The sequence below is a fragment of the Methylibium sp. genome, from assembly GCF_013817365.1.
Classification (GTDB): domain Bacteria; phylum Pseudomonadota; class Gammaproteobacteria; order Burkholderiales; family Burkholderiaceae_C; genus Methylibium.
Genome location: NZ_JACDCU010000509.1, coordinates 1 through 2,657 on the forward strand (window position 1 = coordinate 1; position 2,657 = coordinate 2,657).

The 2,657-nt window shown below is 68.5% G+C and carries 3 protein-coding genes; all 3 read right to left on the reverse strand.

Annotation, left to right across the window (positions count from 1 at the left end; all coding sequences use genetic code 11):
• Positions 1-114 precede the first annotated feature (114 nt).
• The 3 genes from H0W38_RS20580 to H0W38_RS20590 are packed head-to-tail and all read right to left on the reverse strand — an operon-like array spanning position 115 to position 2,443.
• Positions 115-1,665 carry an IS66 family transposase gene (locus H0W38_RS20580; protein ID WP_292457694.1) on the reverse strand — a complete coding sequence of 517 codons (1,551 nt, stop codon included), beginning with the start codon at positions 1,663-1,665 and terminating at the stop codon, positions 115-117.
• 53 nt (positions 1,666-1,718) lie between these two features.
• Positions 1,719-2,108, reverse strand: a complete 390-nt coding sequence (gene tnpB, locus H0W38_RS20585; protein WP_292457696.1) for an IS66 family insertion sequence element accessory protein TnpB — start codon at positions 2,106-2,108, stop codon at positions 1,719-1,721.
• Positions 2,105-2,443: a hypothetical protein gene (locus tag H0W38_RS20590; RefSeq protein ID WP_292457698.1), complete on the reverse strand. Its 339-nt coding sequence runs from the start codon at positions 2,441-2,443 to the stop codon at positions 2,105-2,107. The genes tnpB and H0W38_RS20590 overlap by 4 nt, the downstream gene beginning before the upstream one ends.
• Between the last annotated feature and the right edge of the window lie 214 nt (positions 2,444-2,657).

Here is a 2,657-nt window from a genome sequence, read left to right on the forward strand (position 1 = left end):
TCGCAGTCCTGCCGAAGCCGCCGCGCTGGTCGCCGACTGGCGCGCAAGCGGCCTGAACAAGGAGGAGTTCAGTAAGCGTCCGATGACGCCTTTGCCGAGCCCCCCGGCCGTCGTTCAGCGCGGCGCGGGGAATCTGCCGGCGCAGCGTTCCGGGGTGAGCGTTGCCGGGTCGACGCCGCCCGCGTGCAGGCTGGCGATGACGTGGCGCAGGTAGGCACGGGGTTCGACGCGGGCCAGTCGACAACTCTCGAACAGGGTGTGGTTGCGCGCGGCCCAGGCGGTGGCGTCGTCGCTGCCGACGAACAGCCAGTTCTTGCGGCCGATGACGATCGGGCGGATGACGCGCTCGGCTTGGTTGTTGTCGATCGGCAGGTCGCCGCGCGTGGTGTAGGCGGTGAAGCAAAGCCAGCGATCGAGCAGGTAGTCGATGGCCTTGCGCAGATCGCTGCCGGGCGAGTAGCGGTCACGATTGGCGTCGAGCAGCGCATGGATGTCGGCGAGCAGCGGGACGGCCTGTTCCTGCCGCGCTTTCAAGCGGTGGGCCTCGGCCGCGGCGACGTCGAGACCCTGGTCGCGCTCGTGATTCTGGGCGAGCCGCTCGATGCGGTAGAGCGCGCCGACGCGCGCGACCACGTCAGCGGCGAATGGATCCTTTACGAACGGCAGGAAATCGCGCCGCCCGTGCGTCCAACAGCAGAGACGGGTGATGTCGCGCTCGGCGCAGACGGCGTCGTAGACGCGGTAGCCATCGCCCATCAGGAAGCCGAGGGTGGCCAGCAGACCCGGATCGTCGTCGTCACCGACGACGGCGTCGCGCTGATCGCCCAATACCGCGCGCAGTTCCTTGCTGCCGCGCCCGCCGACATGGAAGAACGCCTGACGGCCGCCGACGAACGCCCACAGATAGCGCCCGCCGTCCTGGGTTGGCAGCGTCGTCTCATCGGCGTGGATGAACGTCCGCGCCAGGACCTGGGCGCGGATGGCCTCGGTCACCGGCGTGAAGAACTCGGCGAAACGCCGCGCCAGGTCACCGAGCGTCGAGTCTTCGAGATCCGAGCCCATGGCGCGGAAGTCGGCCAGCATCCGCGTGAACGGCATGCCGTGGAGGTACTTCCGAAGCATGGCCTCGAGCAGGTATTCGTCGCTGTATTTGCCCTTGGGCACGAGCGCCGGATCGACCGGCGCGCGGAACAGTTCCTCACGGGTGTCCGGCAGGCCCCAGCGCTCGCGCTTGATGATCTGCCGCACGATCTCGGCGGCGATGAAATGCTCGCGCTCCGAGATTTCGTAGCCGAGCAGGATCAGCGGCGTGCCGTCCGCCGCGACGTGCTCACCGACCGGAGCCGCGATCACGTGGTCGACCGGGCGCAGGCTGCGGTTGACCGGCTTGCGGCCGCCGCCGTTGACCGGCTTGGGTCTCCCGTCCGGCCCGCGGCCCTTCTTGCCGTTCTTGGCCTTCGACCGTTCTTCGCGCAGCTTCTGCTTGGCCTGCGCGTCGTCCGCCGTCACCCCGGCGTCGACCGGCGCGCCGAGGAAGTCCTGCTGCACGGCGTCGCCGTGGTTCTGCTGCGGCGGCCGCCGCTCGCTCGATGGCGCGTAGAGGATGCGCCGCATCCAGTCGTTCTTCGCCGCGAGATCGCCGACCTCCCATTTCAGCGCCGCCACCTCGGCGCGCAGATCCGCGATCTCCTCGGCCGCGGTGATGAACTTTTGCGCAGTCACGCGCGCATTATCGCGGTCCTTTCCTTTTCGCCACAGCGTCCGAAGCGATGCAGCAGCACGCGATCGCGCACGACGATGCCGTCGAGCAGCAGCTGCCAGTCCGCGTGCGACAGTTCGAGCGCCGATGGCAGACCATCGCTGCGCGAGATCCGCGGCACCACGAAGCGCCCGCCGGCCAGCCGCTTCGCGCACAGCCAGAAACCGTCGCGGTCCCAGCACAGCGCCTTGAGGCGGTTGGCCTGCTTGCCAACAAAGACGAACACGTCACCGGCGTTCGGATCGCGCTGCAGACGGCCGACCACCACGGCGCTAAGCGCATCGATGCCCATGCGCATGTCGACCGCTTCGCCGCAGAGGAATACCCGCCGCGCGCCCAGCGCGATCACCGCCGCACCCGCATCAGCGCGGACACCAGCGTCACCGCCGTCGATACGTCGATGCCGGTTAGGCGAAGGCACTCGCCGATCTCCAGCGACAAGCCGCCGCCGGCGTTGACCGATGCGGGCGGGCAGACCTCGATGAACCCGGTTGGCGAGGCTGACTCGCGCGCCAGGACGCGATCCAGGCAGGACGTCAGCGCCGAGCGCAGGATGCCGCGCTGCCGGCTGAACTCCTCCTTGTTCAGGCCGCTTGCGCGCCAGTCGGCGACCAGCGCGGCGGCTTCGGCAGGACTGCGACGAAGGCGAAGCGGGGACGGGACGGTTTGCGATGTATCTGCCATGACGGCTCCTTGGCCGCCATCGTGGCAGGAGCCCTGACGAGATTCATCGCGGGGTCATCGGACGGTTACGATCATCATCAATCTGTCAGCCCAAGCCACGGCGTCGGCCACGGTGCCACACCCGAATGCGATAGCATGCCAGAGGTAGCTGGCGACATCTTCGATCGTCGGCTGCGTGTCGATCGGGTAAGGGTCCATTGCACTCACGAGGTCC